The organism is Falsiroseomonas tokyonensis (genome assembly GCF_019024325.1).
Classification (GTDB): Bacteria; Pseudomonadota; Alphaproteobacteria; order Acetobacterales; family Acetobacteraceae; genus Falsiroseomonas; species Falsiroseomonas tokyonensis.
This window is the reverse complement of the sequence record NZ_JAFNJS010000001.1, coordinates 1,114,616-1,131,392: the sequence shown is the minus strand read 5'-3', so window position 1 is coordinate 1,131,392 and position 16,777 is coordinate 1,114,616. Positions and strand designations below refer to the sequence as shown.

At 75.2% G+C, this 16,777-nt stretch carries 12 protein-coding genes; 7 read left to right on the top strand and 5 right to left on the bottom strand.

The window, feature by feature from the left end; all coding sequences use genetic code 11:
- Positions 1-21: 21 nt before the first annotated feature.
- Together J3S20_RS05120 and J3S20_RS05115 are read right to left on the bottom strand one after the other, a co-directional pair.
- Entirely contained in the window at positions 22-2,166 is a 2,145-nt protein-coding gene (locus tag J3S20_RS05120; protein WP_343215159.1) for a YjbH domain-containing protein, read from the bottom strand.
- Between the two features lie 176 nt (positions 2,167-2,342).
- On the bottom strand, positions 2,343-5,015 hold the full coding sequence (locus J3S20_RS05115) for an SLBB domain-containing protein (protein ID WP_246602266.1): 2,673 nt from the start codon (positions 5,013-5,015) through the stop codon (positions 2,343-2,345).
- A 67-nt stretch (positions 5,016-5,082) separates the two neighbouring features.
- On the opposite strand from J3S20_RS05115, the gene J3S20_RS05110 reads away from it, so the two are divergent.
- From J3S20_RS05110 to J3S20_RS05080, 7 genes are all read left to right on the top strand, one after another.
- A complete protein-coding gene (locus J3S20_RS05110) occupies positions 5,083-6,921 on the top strand; it encodes a heparinase II/III domain-containing protein (protein ID WP_246602265.1) in 1,839 nt (612 codons plus the stop codon).
- Between the two features lie 57 nt (positions 6,922-6,978).
- Positions 6,979-7,848, top strand: coding sequence for a hypothetical protein (locus tag J3S20_RS05105; RefSeq protein WP_216835177.1), 870 nt, complete (start codon positions 6,979-6,981; stop codon positions 7,846-7,848).
- Positions 7,845-9,086, top strand: coding sequence for an O-antigen ligase family protein (locus J3S20_RS05100; RefSeq protein WP_216835176.1), 1,242 nt, complete (start codon positions 7,845-7,847; stop codon positions 9,084-9,086). The genes J3S20_RS05105 and J3S20_RS05100 overlap by 4 nt, the downstream gene beginning before the upstream one ends.
- Positions 9,079-9,693, top strand: a complete 615-nt coding sequence (locus J3S20_RS05095; protein WP_216835175.1) for a sugar transferase — start codon at positions 9,079-9,081, stop codon at positions 9,691-9,693. Before J3S20_RS05100 ends, J3S20_RS05095 begins: the two co-directional genes overlap by 8 nt.
- Before the next feature lie 150 nt (positions 9,694-9,843).
- Positions 9,844-11,052 (top strand): DegT/DnrJ/EryC1/StrS family aminotransferase, encoded by a 1,209-nt coding sequence (locus tag J3S20_RS05090; protein ID WP_216835174.1) that lies wholly within the window; start codon positions 9,844-9,846, stop codon positions 11,050-11,052.
- On the top strand, positions 11,039-12,439 hold the full coding sequence (locus J3S20_RS05085) for a glycosyltransferase family 4 protein (protein ID WP_343215158.1): 1,401 nt from the start codon (positions 11,039-11,041) through the stop codon (positions 12,437-12,439). The genes J3S20_RS05090 and J3S20_RS05085 overlap by 14 nt, the downstream gene beginning before the upstream one ends.
- Entirely contained in the window at positions 12,436-13,620 is a 1,185-nt protein-coding gene (locus J3S20_RS05080; RefSeq protein WP_216835173.1) for a glycosyltransferase, read from the top strand. The genes J3S20_RS05085 and J3S20_RS05080 overlap by 4 nt, the downstream gene beginning before the upstream one ends.
- On the opposite strand, the gene J3S20_RS05075 is transcribed toward J3S20_RS05080, so the two are convergent.
- From J3S20_RS05075 to J3S20_RS05065, 3 genes are read right to left on the bottom strand one after another with little or no spacing between them, the layout of a single operon-like run.
- Positions 13,602-13,799, bottom strand: a complete 198-nt coding sequence (locus J3S20_RS05075; RefSeq protein ID WP_343215157.1) for a heavy-metal-associated domain-containing protein — start codon at positions 13,797-13,799, stop codon at positions 13,602-13,604. The genes J3S20_RS05080 and J3S20_RS05075 overlap by 19 nt on opposite strands.
- Entirely contained in the window at positions 13,796-14,188 is a 393-nt protein-coding gene (gene cueR / locus J3S20_RS05070; protein ID WP_216835172.1) for a Cu(I)-responsive transcriptional regulator, read from the bottom strand. Before cueR ends, J3S20_RS05075 begins: the two co-directional genes overlap by 4 nt.
- Before the next feature lie 8 nt (positions 14,189-14,196).
- Entirely contained in the window at positions 14,197-16,629 is a 2,433-nt protein-coding gene (locus J3S20_RS05065; RefSeq protein WP_246602264.1) for a heavy metal translocating P-type ATPase, read from the bottom strand.
- Positions 16,630-16,777 lie beyond the last annotated feature (148 nt).

The following is a 16,777-nucleotide window of genomic DNA, read 5'->3' as shown; positions in this document are numbered from 1 at the left end:
CGCTTGGCAATGGGTCTGCGCTCAGCGCAGGAACTCGAAGAAGCCATCCTGCAGCGCGCGCTGCCGCCCCTCCCGCGTCACCTCCCAGAGCGGGTTGTCGACCGACAACCGCGCGCCGCCATCGCGCGTCACGCCGCGCACCACCACCGGCGCCACCGTGCGCGTCTCGGTCCCCAGCAGGTCGAGCGGAATGCGGATGAAGATGCCGCGGTCAAAACTGCCCTCACCGAAGCGGCTGAAGGGCACGTCGGTGATGGTCGCGAAGCCACCGATCTCGATGCCGCTGGCGAAGCGGCGCGACAGTTCCACCGTCGCCCCCCAATCCCCCGCCAGATACCGCCCCGCCCGCACCACGCCCTGCAGATTGTACCAGGGCAGGTCGGCATAGGCCGAGACATGGCCCGTGGTGACGTGATAGCCGAGCACGCCGAAGCGCTGGTCATAGTCCCGCTGCGCCACCTGCGCGATATCGACACCCAGCGCGTAAGGCCGGTCATGCGGCCGCCACAGCACCTCCGCCGAGACCCCCGCAAACATCGGCTCCAGATAGCCCGCCGTGGCCCGCGCAAAGACGTCCGGCGCCAGGCTCCAGATCCGCTCGCCGTAGAGCGCCGGGATCGCCGTCTCCCCCTCCCGCGCATAGCGCCCCGCCTCGCTGCGCACGCGCGGCAGCAGGCTGTCGGAAGGCGGCGCATCCGCGAGATTGCCCGCCAGGCTGCGCGACAGGCTGCCAGCCATGGCGAAGCCCCGCCCCACCTCCCACCGCGCGCCCACCACCGCCGCCGCCTGCCAGCGCAGCGTGCGGGACGGATCGCCCAGCAACACCGAAAGCCGCGGCTCCGCCCCCCAGGCGAGGCCGCTGCCGCCATCGATCAGCCCGAAGTCATCGGCGCCCGCAGCCCCCAGCGCGCTGGCGAAGAACACCTCCTCCGCACTGCCATCGCCACGGCTCGCCGCCTCCATCGCCCGCCGCGGCAGGACCAGCCGCGCCACCTCCACCCCGGCCTGGCGCCAGGACAGGACCAGCCGCTCCACCTCGCGCGGCAGATGCGGCTGCACCGCGCGCAACACTCGCCCCGCCGCCCCCGCCAGGCGCCGCTGCCGGCCGCCAGCGACGGCAATCCGCACCTCGGCGCCCCGGATCTCCACCGCCACCGGGCGAAAGCCCGCCTCGCGCAACGCCGCCCGCACCGCCGCCTCGGGCTCCACAACCGCCACCGGCCGCGCCCCCAAGGCGGGCAACCGCTCCCGCTCCGGCACCCGGCCCGGGTCCAGCCGCGCCGAGATCCGGAACAGCAGATCCGTGCCATGCACCCAGTCCAGCCCGGCATCCAACCAGCCGTTCGACCAGTGCAGCCCGTAGTTCAGCCGGCTCCGCGCCTCCCCCCGCAACCCGGTGGTCCGCGCCGGCCAGCCGCCCCGCTCATCCCGCAAGGCATCCCCGGACCACTCCACCTTCCCCCGCAACCCCTCCACAGTCCCGAGCGGCGTCCACAAGGGCGGCAGCGAATATTCCAGCCCGCCGAACAAGGCCGCCTGATCGCCGCGAAAAAAGGGAAAGGTATTCACCGACCCGCCCTGCCCCACCTCCCGCGGCCGCTCCTCGAAACGGGGCGAAATCACCGCCAGCGGATTGCCGAAATCATCCCCCGTCCCCATCCGACCCCAGCCAACCCCCAGCGTCGCATCCCAATTCCCCCACCGCTTCGACGCCACCAGATACTCGGCCGAATACAACCCAGTCCCGATGAAATCCTGCAGCCCCACCGCCACCGCCGGCAGCCAATCACTCTCCTCCACCAGCCGGATCTTCACATCGAAGGACCGGTCCGTCGTCATCCCGGCCCCCGTCGTCCCATCCAACCGCTCCGCCAGGCGAAACGTCGTCTCCAACCACGGCAAAGCCTGCCAATTCAGGAAATGAAACCGCCGCTGGTGCCGCACCGACGACCCCGCCTCCACCACCCCATCGGGCCGAAACCGCGCATTCCGCACCTCGACCAGCCCCACCCCGCCAAAGCTGGACCCGGTCCCCGGCACCTCCTGCGCGCCGGCGGCGACGGGCAGGAACAGCGTGAGGAGGAGGAGGAGGGCGGCGCAGGTGGTCTGCGAGGGGGCTTTGCCCCCCTGCACCCCCCACCAGGAGGCAGTGGCCTCCTGGACCACGGGACCTTGTGCAGGAAGGGCGAGGGGCCTGCGGGACCGCCGAACATGCGGTTGCTCCGGCCCCTCGCCCTTCCCGCACATGACTCGAAGGGTTCCAAGGGGCCACTGCCCCTTGGCAGGGGGTGCAGGGGGACAGCGTCCCCCTGCAAGGCCGCCCGCGCCAACCACCCTCCCCCTCAACGCAGCTCCCGCGCGATCACGGCGAGGGCGGCGGAGGAGATGGTGACTTGGCTCAGCACTTGGGTGAGGTCGCGGATGAAGCCCCAGGTTTCGTAGGGGGAGGGGTCTTGGGGGATGACGATCAGGCTGCCGGGGGGGATGGGAGTATTGCCGGCTTGCCAGGCGGAGAGGCCGGCGGGGGTGGCCTGGCCGTTGGGCAGGACGACGAAGGCGCGGGCGGTGTCGGCGAAGCGTTGGGGGCCGCCGGCGGCGCGGGTGTAGTCGCTGGCGCGCCAGCCGGACTGGAATTGCAGGCTGCCGGGGTTGAGGACGGCGCCGACGACGGTGACTTCGTTGGGGCGTTTCGGGATGACGATGAGGTCGCCCGGTTCCAGAAGGACGTCGCGTTCCGGGTGGGCGGCGAGTTGCACGGGGTCGGCTTCCACCACCATGCGTCCCGCGGCCTGGGCCTGGCGGAGGGAGGCGGCGAGTTCGCGGCCGGCGGTGATGGCGCTGCCGACGTCGACGCCCTGGGCGCGCCCGCCGGCAACCGCCTGGCCGGCGGCGACTTGCACCAGGGAGGTTTCCAGGTCGCGTGCGGTGCGGGCGAAGCCTTCCTGCTGGCGGCGGCGGACGCTGTCGCGGGTGAAGACGGCGCCGTAGGGGTAGGCTTGCGGGGTGAGGCCGCCGGCGCGGGCGAGGAGTTCGGAGAGGCGTTCGCCGCGCCGGATGTCGTAGGTCCCCGGCCGCACCGCTTCGCCGGCCAGCACCACGGGCCCGGATTCGCGGTCCGAGAAGCCGCGCGGGATGCGGATGACGTCGCGGGGCGAAAGGCGCACGGCCCGGAAGTTGCCGGAGCGGAGATCGAGCAGCAGGCGGGACAGCGGGTGGGCGCCGGACTGGTCGGTGGGTTCGCGCGCGAGTTCGATGGCGGAGAGGTCGGCGCCGTCGGTGGCGCCGCCGGCGGCCGCCAGCAGCAGGTCGAGCCCGGTGTCGTCGAGCAGCGGGAAGAGCCCCGGTTGGCGCACTTCGCCGCTGAGCAGCACGGAGGTGTCGAGCAGGAAGCCCAGAAGCTGCGGGTACTCGCGGAAGACGGGCGGGCAGCCGGGTGTGCCGATCTCGGGGAAGCCGGCGCCGCGGGCATGGGCGAAGCGGGCCGGGGCGCTGCGGGTGGCGATGGCGAGCTGGGTCAGGGCCGGGCAGGCGTCCTCGGCCGGCGCCTCGCCGCGCAGCGCGCGCTGCACGGGCGGGCTGGCGAGCCAGGCGATGTCGGACTGGCCGAGCACGATCACCTCGTCGCCCTCGGCCAGGGGAAGGTCGATTTCGCCGCGCAGGCTGCGGGACAGGTCGAAGGGGAGGAAGCGGCGGCCGCGCGTCGCCGGGTCCAGCCGCAGCACCACGGCCATGCGCGGGTAGGGGTCGGCTCGCACCAGGCGGGCATCGTTCAGCAGGGCGCGCAGGGAGGTGCCGTTGCGGCCGGCGGCGCGGGTGACGGGGGCGGTGACGTGGCCAGCCAGGCGCAGCTGGTTCGCCACCACATCGGCGCCGGGCTGCACCAGCACGCTGTCGCCGCGCCGCACCGTCTCGCGCGGGCTGATCTCCGCGAAGCTGCGCCGGCCGCCGGCATCGGTGCCCTGCACCAGGAAGCGGTTGCCGGCCGGCCGCAGCGGGTCGCCGGCCAGGCGCAGCACGGTGGCCAGCGGCGCGCTGGTGGCGCGGGCGGGCAGTTCGTAGATGCCGGGCCGCGTGACCTCGCCGGCCACGGCCACCACGCTGCCGAGCGGCGGCACGATGATGCGCTCGCCCTCGCGCAGCGTCAGGTCGGCCTCGCCGCCCTCCCCGGTGATGACGGCGTAGAGGTCGATGCTGCGGCGGCCCGCGGGGCCTTCGACGCGGATGGCGCGCAGGCTGCCGGTGCGGCGCGGCCCGCCCGCCTGCATCAGCGCATCGAGCACGGAGGACAGCGCGGTGACGGTCTGCATCCCGGGCCGCTGCACTTCCCCGGCCACGAAGACCGAGATCTGCCGCACCTGGCCGATGGAGACGTAGGTTTCGGTGCCCGGCAGGTCGCGCGCCGCGCGCGCCTCGAGGTCCGCGCGCAACTCGGACAGGGTGCGGCCGGCGGCGGGGATGGGCGGCAGGTCCGGGGTCAGGATGGTGCCGTCGCGCTGCACGCGCAGGTTCAGCGTGGCGCGGGTGCGGCCGCGCAGCGCCAGCACCAGCTCGTCGTCGCGGCCGATCACATAGTCGCCGGGCAGCGCGCCGATCGCGGGCGGCGTGCGGGCGCCGCCAGCGAAGCTGTCATAGCCGAACTGGCGCAGCGGCAGGCCGAGCCTCTCGGCGAAGAAGGCCTCGATCTGGGACAGGTTTTCCGCAAGGGCGGACGGGGCACTGGCGGCCACGGGTGGCGGGGCGGGAGCGCTGGGGGCGGGCAGCGGCCCGACCTGGGGCCCAGCTTGGGGCCCAGCTTGGGTCGGGGTGCGGCCCGCGGCGGCGTCGCGCATCCGCTGCAGGATGTCCTGCTGCGCCGCCGGCGGCAGGGTCGGCACCGGCAGGCCGTTCGGCAGCAGGGAGGGCAGGGAGGGTGGCGCCAGGGTCGCGCCTTCCGAGCCGGGGCCTGAGAAGGGCGTCTGCGCGAGGACGGGCGCGCCGACCGCCAGCAGGGCGAGCAGAAACCAGGCGACGCGCAAGGAACCCAACCGTAGGATGAATTTCATCTTCATTGTTTAGCTCGAATGGAGCATAGCCACCTGGTTCATGTCTGACCAAGCCCCATTCATCGGTGAAGGCGCGACGGGCCTCGCGACCGCGGAAATGCGCCACCGGCGACGCCTGGATGCCGCCTGGCTGGCCCTCGCCGCCGATGCCGCCTGGCGGCTGGGCCCGCGCCCCGTGGCGCTGATGCTCTGGCACCGCGCCCGGCTGGCGCTGCGACTGCCGCAGCGGGAACTGGCGCGGCCGCTGGCGCCGCAGGGGCGCTTCCTGCCGAATGTCGCACCCGCCCCGCCGCCGCTGGATGCGGCGGAGGCCGCCCGGCTGCTACAGGCCGCGGCCGCCCTGCCACGCCAGCCGGACTGGCATGGCGGCTATGATCCCGCGGCGCCTGCCCTCGGCCTCAAGCTCTTCGACCGTGGCGATATCCGCCCGGTCTGGGAGGCCAGCCGATTCGCGGACCTGCTGCTGCTGGCCCAGGCCGCGCGGCTGGACCCGCAGGCCGGTCCGGGCGCCGGGCATCTGGCCCGGGCAGAGCGGCTGCTGGCCGAATGGTGCGCCGCGAACCCCGCCTTCCGCGGCCCCGCCTGGGCCTGCGGGCAGGAGGCGGCGCTGCGGGCGCTGTCCCTCGCCCTGGCCCTGGCGCTGCTGGAGGCGGATCGCGACCCGCCGCCGGCCGCCCGCGCGCTGCTGGCCCTCTGCGCCCGGCGAATCGCGGCGACCCGCGCCTATGCCGCGGCGCAGGACAACAACCACGCCATCTCCGAACCCGCCGGCGCCTTCGCCTGTGCCCTGCTGTTGGGCGATGCGCCCGGCGCGGCAAGGGCGGCGCGGGCGCTGGCGGCGGCCGTCGCGCGGCTGGTGGCACCCGATGGCGGCTTCGCCCAGGTCTCGGCCGGCTATGCGCGGCTGGCGCTGGATGTGCTCTCCATCGCCGAATGGCTGCGCCGCCGGCATGGCGCGGCCCCCTTCCCCGCACCGCTCGCCGCCCGCGCCGCGGCGCTCGCCACCTGGCTGCACCGGGTGACGGCGGCGGAGGATGGCAGCGGCCCGGGCCTCGGCGTGGAGGATGGCTCCGCCTTCGCCGATCTCGGCCTGCATGGGCCGGCGGATGCGCGCGGCAGCGTGGAGCGCGCGGCGCGGCTTTTTGCGGGGGCCGGGGGCGACCTGCCGCAGGATCCGGGCTGCGCCTGGCTGGGCCTGGCCCGCCCGGAGGCGCGGCTGGCGCGGCCTGCGCGCTGGCGGGCGGCCGGCAGCCAGGGCTGGGCCGAGGCCGGCGCCACCGCCCTGCTGCGCTGCGGCCCGCTGCGCTTCCGGCCCGCCCAGGCGGACCTGCTGCACCTGACCCTGCGGGATGGCGCGCGCTGCGTGCTGCGGGATGCCGGCACCGGGGCCTACAACCCCCCCGCCGGCTGGTGGTGGGCGGCGCTGGCCAGCGGCGCGGCCCATAACGCGGTGCTCTTCGACGAGGCCGAGCCGATGCCCCGCCTCGGCCGCTTCCTCTTCGCCCGCTGGCCGCGGCTGCGGGACCTGCCGGAGGGCGCGGCCCGCCGGGATGCCGCCGGCCATTGCCATGCCCGCAGCCTGGCGGTGCAGGGCCGGGTCTGGACCGTCACGGACCGCCTCGCCGGACGCTTCCGCCAGGCCAGTCTGCGCTGGCGCCTGCCGCCGGGCGACTGGCGGCTGGTGGAGGGCGGACAGGGCGCCACCGATGGCCGGCTGCACCTGGCCATTGCCAGCGATGCGGCGCCGGGCGCGCTGCAGCTGGCCCTCGAACCCGGCTGGGAAAGCCCGGCCTACGGGCGGATCGCCCGCTGCACCCTGCTGCGCATCCGCGCCGAGGCACCGGTGACGCGGCTGGTGACGGAAATTCGCCTCTCCTAACAAAGACGGATTGCAATCCCTCCAGTTCATCAACATCCTGTGTGCGGAGGCGCCGGAATGCCGCTCGAGTTCCTGGTCGGTCGGCTATGGAGGCTACGCTGGCGCGTCGTGCTGCTGGCCGTCCTGCTGCTTTCCGCCGGCGCTGCCATCGTGCTCGCCTGGCCCCGCAGCCATGTGGCGGAGGCGCTGGTCGCCCCGTCCGAGACAACGGGCATCGCCACCTCCTCCCTGCTCTCGCCCTCCCCGGCCTTTTCCGGTCTGCTGGATCCGCGGCCGACCGGCAATTTCGCCATCTACCTGGGCGCGCTGCGCTCGGCAGAGGCCGCGATGCTGCTGGCGGAGTCGACGCCGCTGCTGGCCGACCTGGCGGCGCGGCGGGCGGAAGGGCCGGCGGGGGCGCTCCGCCGGCTGCTCGGCCTGCGCATGGAAACCGACCTGGACGACGCCCGCGCCTGGCTGGAGCGCAACCTGGCGGTGACCCAGACGCTGGGCGCCGTCACCTGGACCCTGCAACTCGCCCATCCCGATCGCGAACGGGCGCTGGACGCGCTGCGCCGGCTGCATGCCTTCGCCGAGGCCAAGGTGCGCGCCGATCTCGCCGACATGGCGCGGCGCCGAATCGCGGCGCTGGAGGCGCGGCTGGCGCGGGAATCGGACCTCTATATCCGGCAATCCCTCTACGAGATGCTGGCCCAGCAGCAGCGCGTCGGCCTGGTGGTGGCGGCGGATGAGGCGGTGGCGGCGCGGCTGGTCTCCGCGCCGATCGTCGACCAGCGCCCCTCCCTGCCCAACCGGCCGCTGCTGCTGGCGCTGCTGCTGGTAGTGGCACCGATGGCGGCGCTGGGGCTGGTGGCGGCGGGCATCCTGCTGGCCGGCCCGGGACCGGTGGCGGTGCATCCGGCCTATCGGCTGGAGGCCGCCGAATGACCGCCGCGCCGGCCGTGCCGCCGACCTTCGGCTCCTTCCTGCTGGCCAGCCTGGCCGGGGGTCTCGCGGCGGTGCTGCAGCTGGCCGGCGCGCTGAAGACCGCCCCGGCCCTGGCCGGCGCCCTGCCCTTCGACCTGACGCTCGCCAGCCTGGTCGGCCTGCTGCCGCTGCTCGCGCTGCTGCTGGCCACCCGGCGCTGGGTGGTTGCGCCGGAACTGGCGCTGCCGCTGGCCGCCGCCGCGCTGCTCTGGCTCTGGCTGGTGGTGGCCGGCGCATGGTCCCCCTCCCGCCTCGTGCTGGCGCAGAAACTGCCGGAGCTGGCGCTGGCCGGGCCCTTCATGCTGGCCGCCGGGCTGCTGGTGGGGGCGGAGCCGGCGGCACGGCGGGCGCTGTGCCGCTTCACGCTGGGCATCGGAATGCTGCTGGCCGTGGTGATCGGCCTGGGCGCGCTGCGCGGCTGGCAGGCGGTGGCGCAGGACCTGGACCAGGCCAGGGTGCACCACCAGCTGGCCGGCCTGGCGCTGGCCACCGCCGCCGCCCTGGCCGCGCTGGCGGCGGTGGAGGCGCGGCATTGGCTGCTGCGCCTCGGCTGGATGCTGGCCGTGCTGGGCCTGGCCGCCGCGGCGCTGCTGCCGGGCGGACGCACCGCCCTGGCGGCGCTGATCGCGGGCGTCGCCCTGACGCCGGCGCTGCGGCTGGGCTGGCGCGGCGGCCTCGGCTGGCTGCTGGCGGTGCTGCTGGCCCTGGCCGCCTTCCTCACCTGGCTGCTGCTGCACCCGGACTGGGCGGAAGGGCTGCGCACCCTGGAACGGCTGACGGCGGAACCCGCGGGGCTGGAGGCGCGGCAGACCCTGTGGCAGGCGGCGCTGCACTGGGCGGGGCAATCCGCGCCCTGGGGCCTTGGCACCGGCGGCTTCACCATCGCCGCCGGGCACGGCGAATGGCGCGGCCTCTATCCCCACAATCATGCGCTGGAGGCGCTGGCCGAGGGCGGGCTGCCCGGGCTGCTGCTGTGGCTTGGCGCCTTCGGCGGCGCCGCCCTCGCCATGGCGCGGCTGGCGCCCGGGCTGCCGCCGGCGCGGCTGGCGCGGATCGCGGCGCTGGTGCTGCCGGTGGCGCTGACCGTGATGGTCTCCACCGACCTCGGCAATCGCATGGCCTGGTTCGCGCTGGGCCTGGCGCTCAGCCTCGGCCTGGGGGCGCGGGCGCCGCAGGCGCGGGGCAACAACCATGTATGACCGCTTCGGCAAGCGGCTGCTGGATGCGGTGCTGGCGGCGCTGCTGCTCGGGATGCTGGCGCCGGTCTTCGCCGCCGTGGCGCTGGCCGTCTGGTGGCGACTCGGCCGCCCGATCCTGTTCGTGCAGCCCCGCGCCGGCCGCCACGGCCGGCCCTTCACGCTGATAAAATTCCGGTCGATGGCAGAGGGCCGGGCGCCGGATGCGGAACGCCTCTCGGGCTTCGGCCGCGCGCTGCGCGCCAGCGGGTTGGATGAGCTGCCGCAGCTGGTCCATGTGCTGCGCGGGGAAATGAGCCTGGTCGGCCCGCGGCCGCTGCCGCTGTCCTATCTGGCGCATTACTCGGCCCGGCAGGCGCAGGGGCTGCGGGTGCGGCCCGGGCTGCTGGGGCCGGGGGTGGCGGCCGGGCGCAATGAAGTGGCCTGGCCGCAGCGGCTCGAGCTCAGCGCGGACTATGCCAGCCGGCCCGCCCGGCTGGGCCGGGACCTGGCGCTGGCCTTCCGCAGCCTGCTGGTGCTGCTGCGCGGCCAGGGCGTTTCCGCGCCCGGCCACGCCACCATGCCGGCCTTCGCCCCCTCGGATCATCCGCGACGTGGCGACAAGGGCTGACCGCCCACCCCTTCCCACCGCCGGACCCTTCCCGAAATCGTCATGCAACCGGTTGCGGCCCGCCGAAAACGCGCAGGGAATGCTTGCTTTTGGGCAAAGTCATCAACCAGTATAAGAATCATTAAGCCAACATTCAATTTGCTGGTTCATATGGGACATCTGAGGCCCACCCCCGTCGCCGCCGCTCTGCTGCCCTTCCCGGGTCGCCAGCCACCGGGATGCCAGCCGCCGGCCCGCCTTGCGCTCTCCCCGCCGCACCTGGCGGGTGGGGAGATCGAGGCGCTGCGCGCCACCCTGCATGCCGGCTGGCTGGCCCCCGCAGGCCCCACCCCCGCGGCCTTCGAGGCTGCGATCGGCACCGCCACCGGCTTCGCCGCCACGTTGGCCACCACCTCCGGCACCGCGGCGCTGCATCTGGGCTATCGCGTGCTGGGCGTGCAGCCGGGCGACGAGGTCTGGGCCCCCGGCATGACCTTCGTCGCCACCGTGGCGCCCGCCGTGCAGATGGGCGCGGTGCCCCGCTTCCTGGACGTGACCCCGGCCGGCTGGACCATGGACCCCGGCTTGCTGGCCGAGGAACTGGCGCTGGCCGCCCGGCGCGGCCGGTTGCCGCGGGTGGTGGTGCCGGTCGATCTCTATGGCCAGTGCTGCGACCTGCCGGCCATCGTCGCCGCCTGCGACCGCTGGGGCGTGCCGGTGCTGTGCGACAGCGCCGCCGCCATGGGTGCCCTGCAGCGCGGCGGCCGGCATGCCGGGCGCGGCGCGACGCTGGCCGTCTTCTCCTTCAACGGCAACAAGATCGTCACCGCCGCGGGCGGCGGCGCGCTGGCCAGCGACGATCCGGCGCTGATCGCCCGCGCCCGCCACCTGGCCGGCCAGGCGAAGGAGGCCTGGCCGCATTACGAGCATGAGACCACCGGCTATACCTATGGGATCTCCTCCGTCCTCGCCGCCGTCGGCCTGGCGCAGCTGCCGGTGCTGGAGGCGCGGGTGCAGCGCCGCCGCGCCATCTTCGCCAACTACGTGGAGTCGCTGGGCGAGCTGCCGGGCCTCGGCTTCATCCCGGAGCCCGCCTGGGGCCGCGCCAATCGCTGGCTGACGGTGCTGCAGGTGGACCCCGCCCGCTTCGGCGCGGACCGGGAGGAACTGCGCCGGGCGCTGGAGGCCGCGGGCGTGGAAAGCCGCCCGGCCTGGAAGCCGCTGCACCTGCAGCCGGCCTTCCGCGGCGCGCCCCAGGCCGGTGGCGCGGTGGCCGCCGCGCTGTTCGAGCGCGGGCTCTGCCTGCCCTCCGGCAGCGGGATGAGCGAGGATGATCAGGTCCGCGTCATCGACGCGGTGATCCGCTGTGCGCAGCGCTGACAACGGCTGCACGACCGGCACCGGCCAGGCCGGGCCGCCGGAAGGCCGGGCCGAGGGCCTGCGCATCCTCTACCTGCACCAGCACTTCTCCACCCCCGCCGGCAGCACCGCCACGCGCGCCTTCCACCACGCCGGGGCGCTGGCCGCGGCCGGGCACCGGGTGACGCTGGCCTGCGGCCGCTACGATGGGGCCGTCACGGGCCTGTCGGGCCCCTTCCGCCAGGGCCGCCGCCAGGGGCGGGTCGGGAATTTCGAGGTGGTGGAGTATGACATCCGCTGCGGCAACAGCCAGAAGCTGATGGCCCGCACCGGCGCCTTCCTGCGCTTCGCCGCCGCCACCACGCGGCTGGCGCTGGCCGGGGTTCCCACCGGCCCCTGGGACCTGATCCTCGCCTCCTCCACCCCGCCCACCGTGGCGCTGCCGGCGCTGCTGGCGCGGCGGCTGCGCGGCACGCCCTTCATCTTCGAGATCCGCGACCCCTGGCCCGAACTGCCCGCCGCGCTGTCCCGCCGCGCCGGGGCGGCGTCCGCCGACCTACGCGCGCAGGAGGCCGCCAGCGCCCCGCCCCGGGCCGCAGTGCCGGCGCCGGTGCTGGCCGCGCTCGGCCGGCTGGCCGATGCCGCCTGCCGCCAGGCCGCCGCCGTGGTGGCGCTGACCGAGGGCATGGCCCGCCTGGCGCTGGAACGCGGCGCCGATCCGGACCGGCTGCGGGTGCTGCCGCAGGGCGCGGACCTGGTGCTGTTCCACCCCGCCGTCGCCCCCTGGCGCCCGCCGGAAGTGGCGGCGGAGGAGACCCTGGCCGTCTATGCCGGCGCGCATGGCCCGGCCAATGGCCTGCACCAGCTGCTGGATGCCGCGGCCCGGCTGCGCCGCACCGGCCTGCACCTGGTCCTGGTGGGGGAGGGTTCGGAAAAGCCCGGCCTGGTGGCCCGCGCCGCGGCGGAACGGCTGCCCGTCACCTTCCTGGACCCGATGCCGAAGGCGCATCTGGCGCGGCTGCTGGCCGGCGCCGAGATCGGCCTGCTCTGCCTGGCGCCGGTGCCCGAATTCGCCGAATGGACGGCGCCCAACAAGCTGGCGGAGGGCCTGGCCTCCGGCCTGCCCATGGTCACCAATACGCCGGGCCGCACGGCGCGGCTGCTGGCCGAGGGCGGCTGCGGCCTGACCGTGCCGCCCGGCGATCCGGATGCGCTCGCCGGCGCCCTGCTGGCCCTGGCGACGGACCCGCCGCGCCGCGCCGCCATGGCCCGCGCCGCGCGCATCGTGGCCGAGCGGCACCTGGACACCCGCCGCATCGCCGCCCGGCTGGTCGCGGTGGTGGAGGCGGTGGCTGGCCACGTGCCCCGCCGCACCACGCCGCGCCGGGACCGGGCCGAGGCCGAGTGAACGAAGCCCTGGTGCTGATGCTCTCCGCCGCCCATCCGGCCGCCGATGTGCGGATCGTGGGCAAGGAGGGCGCGGCCCTGGCCGAGGCCGGCTTCCGCCTGCTGCACCTGGCGCCGCGGCTGGGGGGGCCGGCGCCGCCGGATCGGCTGCATGGCGTGGCGCTGCGGACCTTCCCGGCGCCGCGCGGCTGGCTGGGCCGGCTGCGCGGCATCCCGGCGCTGGCCCGCCGCGCCGCGGCGCTGCAGCCCCGGGTGATCCATGCGCATGAGCCCGACAGCTGGCTGGCCGCCCTGCTCGCCGCCCGGCGCTGCGGCGCGCGGGTGGTGCTGGATGTGCACGAACACTATCCCTCGCGCCTCGATCCCGTGCTGCCGGCGCCGCTGCGGCCACCGGCGCGGCTGGCGCTGCGGCTGCTCTGCCGGGCGGTGGCGGGGCGGGCGGATGCGGTGGTGGTGGCGAAGGATGGGCTGGCCGGGGATTATGGCGGCGAGGCGCGCTGCATCCCGGTGCGCAACTACGCCACGCCGGTCGCCATCGCGCCCCGCCGGCACGCGCCCGGCCCGCCAAAACTGCTGCACCTGGGCGCGCTGACCGCCAGCCGCGGCGCGCTGCTGATGCCGCGTCTGCTGGCGCAGCTGCCGCAGGCCCGGCTGCAGCTGGTCGGCCGCTTCACCGATGCCAGCGAGGCCGCCTTCCGCGCCGAGGCCCGCCGGCTGGGCGTCGCCGGGCGCATCGAGTCCCTGGGCTGGATGCCGCGGGAGGAGGCGCTGGCGGTGGCGGCCGGCTGCGACATCGGCCTGGTGCTGTTCCAGCCGGGCGTCGAGAACCACCGCCTGGCCCTGCCGCACAAGCTGTTCGACTGCATGCTGGCCGGCCTGCCCGTGATCGTGCCGGATTTCGCGACGGAAGTGGCCGCGGTGGTGCGCGATGCCGGCTGCGGCCTGGCGGTGGATGTGACCGATCCCGGCGCCATCGCCGCCGCGGTCGAGGCCCTGGCGGACCCGGCGCAGCGCGCGCGGCTGGGGGCAAGCGGCCGGCAGGCGGCGCTCAGCCGCTATGGCTGGACGGCGGAGGCGGCGCGGCTGGTGCGCCTCTATCAGCGCCTGACCGCACCGCCCCTCGCCGCCGCCGCGCCCGCCGCGCTGAACGGCCTGAACCCGTCTCAGACGGTGACCGAATAGCCTTCCGAGGCGACCGCCGCGGCCAGTTCCGCGCGGCTCAGCCGGCTCTCGGCCCGCACCTGCCCGGCGACGAGGTCGACCTCGACCTTCGCCTGCGGGTCGCGCGCCTGGATCGCCTTGGTCACCGCGCGCACGCAATGGCCGCAGGTCATGCCGTCGACCTTCAACGCTTCCGTCACCGCGCGCCTCCCTCCAGCTCCGCCAGGATCGGACAATTCGGCCGATCGTCGCCGCTGCAATGCTGCGCCAGGTGGCGCAGGCTGTCAGCCACCGCCTGCAGCGAGGCCGCCTTGGTCTCCAGCGCTGCCACATGCGCCAGCGCCATCTGCTTCACATCGGCACTGGCGCGGGAACGGTCACGCCACAGCGCCAGCAGCTTGCGGATATCCTCCAGCGGGAAGGCCAGGTCCCGCGCATGGCGGATGAAGCGCAGCACGGCGACATCCTGCGGGCCGTAGCTGCGATAGCCGTTCGGCCGACGCTCGGCCTCGATCAGCCCGATCGCCTCGTAATGCCGGATCATCTTGGCCGAGACGCCGGAGCCGGCGGCGGCCTCACCGATATTCATGCCAGCCTTCACGCGCCTGGGCGCGGGGCCGGGGCGGCCGGGCGCCAGCGCGCCAGCAGCAGGGCGTTGGTCAGCACCGAGACCGAGGACAGCGCCATCGCCGCCCCCGCGAAGGGCGGCGAAAGAAGCCCGGCCGCTGCCAGCGGCAGGCCGAGCAGGTTGTACGCGAAGGCCCATGCCAGATTCTCCTGCAGCTTGCGGTATGTCCGACGGGTAATCTCGAGGGCCGCCGGCACCAGCGCCGGATCCCCCCGCATCAGCGTGACGCCCGCGGCCGCCATGGCCACGTCCGTGCCGGTGCCCATTGCGATGCCGAGATCGGCCGCGGCCAGCGCGGGGGCATCGTTCACACCATCGCCCACCATGGCGATGCGCGCGCCTTCCTTGCGCCAGGCGGCGATGGTCTCCAGCTTCTGGCGCGGCAGCATCTCGGCGGCCACGCGGTCCAAGCCCAGCGTCTCCGCCACCGCGCGGGCGGCGGCGGGGCTGTCGCCGGACAGCATCGCGACATCGACGCCCATGCCGCGCAGGGCGGCGACGGCCCCGGCGGCGCTGGGCTTCAGCGCATCCTCGAAGGCCAGCAGGCCGCGCACCTGCCCGGCGCCCGGCGCCAGCAGCCAGGCGAGGCTGCGGCCCTGCGCCGCCTCGGCCTCCGCCAGCGCGGCGAGCGGGCCGGGCTCCAGCCCCGATTCGGCCAGCAGGCGCGGGCTGCCGAGCACCAGGCGCTCCCCGCCCACCACGCCTTCCACGCCGCGGCCCGGCAGGGCGCGGAAGCTTTCGGCCGCGGCCGGCTGGTTGCCCGCCGCGGCCAGCACGGCGCGGGCGAGCGGATGCTCGCTGCCCGACTGCAGGGCGGCGGCCTGGGCCAGCACGGCCTCGGCCGTGAGCCCCTCGGCCGGATGCAGCGCGGCCAGCCGCGGGCGGCCTTCCGTCAAAGTCCCGGTCTTGTCGAAGGCGACCAGGGTGATGCCCTGGGCACGCTCGATCGCCTCCGCATCGCGGACCAGGATGCCGGCGCGGGCGGCGGCGCCGGTGCCGGCCATGATGGCGGCGGGGGTGGCCAGCCCCAGCGCGCAGGGGCAGGCGATGACCAGCACCGCCACGGCATGCAGCAGCGCTGCCTCCGCCCCCGCCCCGGCCAGCAGCCAATAGAGCAGCGTCAGCGCGGCGAGGACGATCACCACCGGCACGAAGACCGCCGCCACCCGGTCCACCAGCTTCTGCACCGGCGCCCGGCTGGCCTGGGCGGCGGAGACCAGCGCCGCGACGCGGGCCAGCGTGGTCTCCCCGCCCACGGCGGTGGCACGCAGCACCAGCCGGCCGTCCAGCACCACCGTGCCGGTGGCCAGTTTTGTGCCCGGCGCCTTCTCGACCGGGCGGCTCTCGCCGGTCAGCGCGCTTTCATCGACGCCGGCCTCGCCCTGCTCCACCACGCCATCCACCGGCACGCCCTCGCCGGGGCGCAGCACCACCACATCGCCCACCACCAGCGAGGCCGCCGGCACCTCGCGCTCCGTCCCATCGGCCTCCAGCAGCCGGGCGGTGCGCGGGCGCAGGTCCAGCAGGGCGCGCAGCGCGGCGCCGGTGCCGCGCCGGGCGCGGGCCTCCAGGTGCTTGCCCAGCATGACGAAGAGGATGACGACCACCGCCGCCTCGAAATACAGCGCGTGGCTATGCCCGCCGCCGTGCTGGATCAGCAGGACCAGCGACAGGCCGAAGGCGGCGGAGGTGCCGATGGCGACCAGCAGATCCATATTGCCGGTGCCCGCCCGCAGCGCGGCCCAGGCGGCGCGGTAGAAGCGGGCGCCGAACCAGAACTGCATGGGCAGGGCCAGCGCGAGCTGCACCCAGCCATTCGGCATCCAGTCCTGGCCGAAGGGCATGCCGAGCATGCCAATCAGGAAGGGCGCTGCCAGCAGCCCGGCCAGCGCCAAGTCCCGCCGCTGGGCGGCCAGCTTCGCCGTCGCCGCCGCCTCCTCCGCCGCGCCATCCTCGGGGGTCGCCGCCAGGCGGTAGCCGGCCTCAGCCAGGGCGGCGGCCAGCACCGAATCCTCCACCGGCAGCAGCAGCCGGAGCGTCGCCGTTTCGGAGGCCAGGTTCACCGAGGCCTCGGCGACGCCCGGCACCGCCCGCAGCGCGCGTTCCACCCGGCCGGCGCAGCTGGCGCAGGTCATGCCCTCCACGCCGATCCGGCGCTCGGTCTCCGGCACCGCATAGCCGGCCGCCCGCACCGCGGCGGCCAGGTCCTCGACCGGCGCGCTGCCCTGCACCGCGGCGCGTTCCGAGGCCAGATTCACCTGCACCGCGCTGGTGCCCGGCACCGCCATCAGCGCGCGCTCCACCCGGCTGGCGCAGCTGGCGCAGGTCATGCCCTCGATGGGCAGGGAGAGGCGGGGGAGGCTTGGCTGCGGGGCCTCGGGCATCGGGGTCTGGTTTTCCATGACAGGCAGATGGGTCTTCCCAATGTGGGAAGGTCAAGGGACGAATTCTTCCAGGCCGGCGGCGGCCCGGCCGAAGCATGCCAGGACGGACAACGCTGTCCTTGATCCAGCGCAGGTTTTGCGGCCCGGTTGCGCTTCCCGTTGACGC

Bases quoted from the DNA above. Each gene is read 5' to 3' on its own strand.
- J3S20_RS05090 (WP_216835174.1), top strand. From the start codon at position 9,844: ATGGGACATCTGAGGCCCACCCCCGTCGCCGCCGCTCTGCTGCCCTTC.
- J3S20_RS05065 (WP_246602264.1), bottom strand. From the start codon at position 16,629: ATGGAAAACCAGACCCCGATGCCCGAGGCCCCGCAGCCAAGCCTCCCC.
- J3S20_RS05110 (WP_246602265.1), top strand. From the start codon at position 5,083: ATGTCTGACCAAGCCCCATTCATCGGTGAAGGCGCGACGGGCCTCGCG.
- cueR (WP_216835172.1), bottom strand. From the start codon at position 14,188: ATGAATATCGGTGAGGCCGCCGCCGGCTCCGGCGTCTCGGCCAAGATG.
- J3S20_RS05105 (WP_216835177.1), top strand. From the start codon at position 6,979: ATGCCGCTCGAGTTCCTGGTCGGTCGGCTATGGAGGCTACGCTGGCGC.
- J3S20_RS05095 (WP_216835175.1), top strand. From the start codon at position 9,079: ATGTATGACCGCTTCGGCAAGCGGCTGCTGGATGCGGTGCTGGCGGCG.
- J3S20_RS05100 (WP_216835176.1), top strand. From the start codon at position 7,845: ATGACCGCCGCGCCGGCCGTGCCGCCGACCTTCGGCTCCTTCCTGCTG.